Origin of the sequence: Parvibaculum sp. (genome assembly GCF_049671045.1) — a bacterium.
GTDB lineage: Bacteria > Pseudomonadota > Alphaproteobacteria > Parvibaculales > Parvibaculaceae > Parvibaculum.
This window is the reverse complement of sequence record NZ_JBATUH010000144.1, coordinates 1-3726: the sequence shown is the minus strand read 5'-3', so window position 1 is coordinate 3726 and position 3726 is coordinate 1. Positions and strand designations below refer to the sequence as shown.

The window sequence follows — 3726 nt, the reverse complement described above, 5'->3', positions numbered from 1 at the left end:
CTTCGGCACCGGCGGCGGCGCGTCGGGCCGGCCGCCGGACGCGGGCGCAGTTTCAGCTACCGCGGGCTTGCGCGGAGCGGACTGGGTTTCGTTACGCCGTCCAAACACCCGTTACCCCCTGCATCAACCCTTGCGGAAAACCCGCTTCAGCAATGAGATTTTCGACGCGCTCGCCTTGGCGGGCGCGGCATCGCGTCCGCAGAGCTGCCTGGCGAGGAAGCGCAGGCCCTCGGTCGTCTTTCCCTTCGGGTCCAGCTCTTCGATCATCTGGCCGTTGTTGGAGGCCGTGCCGAAAAGCGCCGGATTGAAAGGCAGAACGAGCGTCGGCTCGATGCCGATCGCGTCGGCGAAATCCTTGACCGGAATTTCCGGCCGCTTCGGCACGCCGACCTGATTGAGGATGACATGCGGCTTGCTGTCGTTCGGGCGAGCCTGCTTCACAAGGTCGAGAATGTTCTTCGTGTTCCGAAGGCTCGCGAGATCCGGCATGGCGGTGATGACGATTTCATCGGCCGAAAGCAGAACCTTCTTCGTCCAAGTCGACCAGACATGCGGCAGATCGACGATGACGCAGGGCACGGTCTCGCGCACGATCTCGAGCACGGATTCGCAAGCCTCGCCGTCCATGTCGAAATCGCGGTCGAGAATGGCGGGCGCCGCGAAAAGGCTCAGATGGTCGGAGCACTTGACGAGCAAACGGTCGAGCAGAACGTCATCGAGCCGCTCGGGCGCCGTCAGCGCATCGGCGATGCCCTGAGCCGGGTCCTGATTGAAGTCGAGACCGGCGGTGCCGAAGGGCAGGTCGAGATCGGTGATGATCACATCTTCCTGCATCCGGGTCGAAACGCACCAGCCGACATTATGGGCGAGCGTCGAGGAGCCGGCGCCGCCCTTCGCGCCCATGAAGGCGATCGAGCGGCCGATCGGCGGCGCATCGGGATCGACATAGAGACGCGACACCGCCTCGATGATCTGCATCGGGCTCAGCGGGCTCACCAGATATTCGTTGACGCCCTGCCGGATCATTTCGCGATAGACCGACACATCGTTCAGATGGCCGATGACGACGACCTTGGTGCCTGCGTCGCAGACTTCGGCGAGAGCGGCGAGAGCGGCGAAAAGCTCGGACCCGCCCGCATCCGACTCGACCAGAATGAGGTTCGGCGTCGGCGCCTGCTGGTACTGTTCGACGGCGGCCTGGATGCCGCCCATATAGACCGTCAGATGAGCCTTCGACAGGCGGCGGTCCTCGCCGGCGCGCTGGATCACGCTGCCCGTTTCGGGATGGTCGCAGAAGGCATGGATCGTGATCCGCGGAACCGGCTTCATGACCGGCGCGGCCATGGGCTCGTCGCCGGGCATGGGCGGCGCGTCCACCATGTCATGCTTCAGTGCTGCGTTGCTCATTTGTTGACCTCACTCACTGCGGCCGAGTCGTTGTTGTCGCGCTGCGTCGCCGTGACCTCGCCCTTGCGATACTTGTCCAGGACGACGGCGCGGCGCTGGGCATCGCTCGGCGTCATGTTGCGCGGCGTCACGAGATCGGCGGGATCGGCCACCATGACCGCGAGATTGTTCTGGCTGGCGCAGCCGAAATTCGGCGGCACGCCGTTTGCCGGATCGTAGGCGTAGTTTTCGGACCAGTCTCCGCAGGGGCGCGGCGTGGCCACATAGCGCTTGTAGGAGAGAATCAGCGGCGCGTCGGCGTCGGCGTCCGTCGCCTGATAGGGCGTGTAGCTGATCGCATCGAGAGCGATGCCCTTTTCGGCGAGGAGATCGCGCACATCGACGAGCACGTTCATCGCGCTCGTGGTGTTGGACGAGCCGGAAGGTGTCGACACGGCGATGGCGCCATGCCCGCGCTCCTTGTAGGCATCGGCAAAGGCGGCGACCGCCCTGCGTTCGTCATCCGTCAGCGCCGACTTGGTGCGCGGAACGGGAATGCTGAGCGTCTGCGTATCCGCGCTCACGGCGATGGGATGGGTCTGGCTCGGCCCGTCATATGCCTCGTTCGGACCGTTGAAACCGCCACAACCGCCAAGCGCGAGGGCAAGGGCGAGGGGCAGGAGGCGCGCGGCAAGAGTTCTTTTCATCTCGATACCCGTTCCCTTCAATCCACCACGAACCCGACCGGGCCCTTGAGCTTCTTGTCCGTCGGCGCATTGCCATTGGCGCCGTAGGTTGCGTTGAGCCTGCCCATCAGGATCGTGTCCATGTCACTTGCCGGCGCGAAGCCATCCGTCGGCAGAGCGAGGTTCTTCCTGTTCGTCGGATCGACGATATAGGGCGTGACGATGACGACGAGCTCCGTCTCGTTCTTCTGATAGTCGCGGCTGCGGAAGAGCGCGCCGAGAACCGGCAGATCCTTGGCGCCCGGCACGCCGTCGATATTCTGCTTCGTCTTGTCGGACAGCAGGCCGGCCATGACGAGCGAGCCGCCCGACGGCAGTTCGAGGGTCGTCTCTGCCCGGCGCACATTGAGGCCCGGAATGGTCAGGCCCTGCGGCGAGACGAAGGCGCCCGATGTCGTGAGCTCGCTCACCTCGGTTGAAATCTTCAGGTTGATGCGTCCCTCGCTCAACACCACGGGCGTGAAGGCAAGGCCGACACCGAAGGGCTTGTAGCTCACCGTGATGTTGCCCTGCAGGTCCTTCGACACCGGGATCGGGAATTCGCCGCCGGCAAGGAACTTCGCGCCCTCGCCCGAAATGGCGGTCAGCGTCGGTTCGGCGAGCGTGCGCACCAGGCCATCCTCCTCCAGCGCGCGGATCGCGGACTGGATCGAGAGATTGCCGTTGTTGTAGCCCATGTTCTGCGCAGTGCCGGTCACGGGATTTGGCGCGGTCGTCGCAAGACCGCCAAGCGGCACGCCCTGAATGGAGAAGGGGTTCACCGTGGAAAGGCGGAGCGCGAAATTGCCGAAATCGTCGGCGGTCGAGAGATTGACGCCGAGCTGCTTGATGACGTTGCGCTGCATTTCGGCAACAGTCACCTTGAGCATGACCTGTTCCTTGCCCTCGATGGTGAGCATGTTGAGCACCTGCTCAGGCTTGCCGCCAATATAGCGCGTCGCAAGATCGCGCGCCTTGTCGGCCTCGGAAGCGTTGGCAACCGCGCCGGACAGGACGATGTGATCGTTCATCGCCTGAACGTCGATGCGGGAATTCGGAAAATAGTGACGCAGCGTCTGGCGCAGCCCCGCCAGATCGCGCTCGACGCGGATTTCGAGATTGAGAAGCTGCTGGCCCTTGTCGCCGAAAAAGAAGACGTTGGTCTGCCCGACCGTGAGGCCGATCAGATAGGTGCGCGTGGAAGTGCGAACCACGGCATCGACGATCTTCGGATCGGAAACGAGCACGTCGCGCGCTGCGCTCGGCAATTCGACGATCGCAGCCTTATTGAGACCAAGCACGATGGTGCGCGAGGTCGCGCTCGCGCCGCCACTGTCGATCTTCACGAGCTGCGCTCCGTCGACCGCCGCTCCGGCGGGAATTGGCGCTGCCAGCGCACCCGCCATGAAAAGTGCCGCCAATATGCGTCCGCCTGCGACGAGTCGCGCGCGAACGGTCTTGCCGAGATCGGCCATGACCCTGCCCCTGTTTCGATACATGCGGCCCCGATACATGCCCCTACCTCACGCGAACCGTTCTTTCGGCGCCGTAGCGCACCACGCGCACGACCGACCCTTCCGACTTCGCCACGTCCTCGTCGGGCGTGTCCTGATCG

The 3726-nt window shown here is 64.2% G+C and carries 3 protein-coding genes; all 3 read right to left on the bottom strand.

The annotated features are described in order from the left end of the window. Positions 1–123 precede the first annotated feature (123 nt). The 3 genes from WBG82_RS16195 to WBG82_RS16185 are packed head-to-tail and all read right to left on the bottom strand — an operon-like array spanning position 124 to position 3586. The gene (locus tag WBG82_RS16195; RefSeq protein WP_424426000.1) at positions 124–1407 is read right to left on the bottom strand and encodes an AAA family ATPase; all 1284 of its coding nucleotides are present in this window, start codon (positions 1405–1407) and stop codon (positions 124–126) included. Continuing rightward, complete coding sequence (locus WBG82_RS16190) at positions 1404–2093, bottom strand: CpaD family pilus assembly protein (RefSeq protein WP_424425998.1); 690 nt, start codon at positions 2091–2093, stop codon at positions 1404–1406. The genes WBG82_RS16195 and WBG82_RS16190 overlap by 4 nt, the downstream gene beginning before the upstream one ends. A 17-nt stretch (positions 2094–2110) precedes the next feature. Next, a complete protein-coding gene (locus WBG82_RS16185; protein WP_424425996.1) occupies positions 2111–3586 on the bottom strand; it encodes a type II and III secretion system protein family protein in 1476 nt (491 codons plus the stop codon). Positions 3587–3726: the final 140 nt, after the last annotated feature.

Coding starts and splice junctions, on each gene's coding strand:
- WBG82_RS16195 (WP_424426000.1), bottom strand. CDS start 1,407: ATGAGCAACGCAGCACTGAAGCATGACATGGTGGACGCGCCGCCCATG.
- WBG82_RS16190 (WP_424425998.1), bottom strand. CDS start 2,093: ATGAAAAGAACTCTTGCCGCGCGCCTCCTGCCCCTCGCCCTTGCCCTC.
- WBG82_RS16185 (WP_424425996.1), bottom strand. CDS start 3,586: ATGGCCGATCTCGGCAAGACCGTTCGCGCGCGACTCGTCGCAGGCGGA.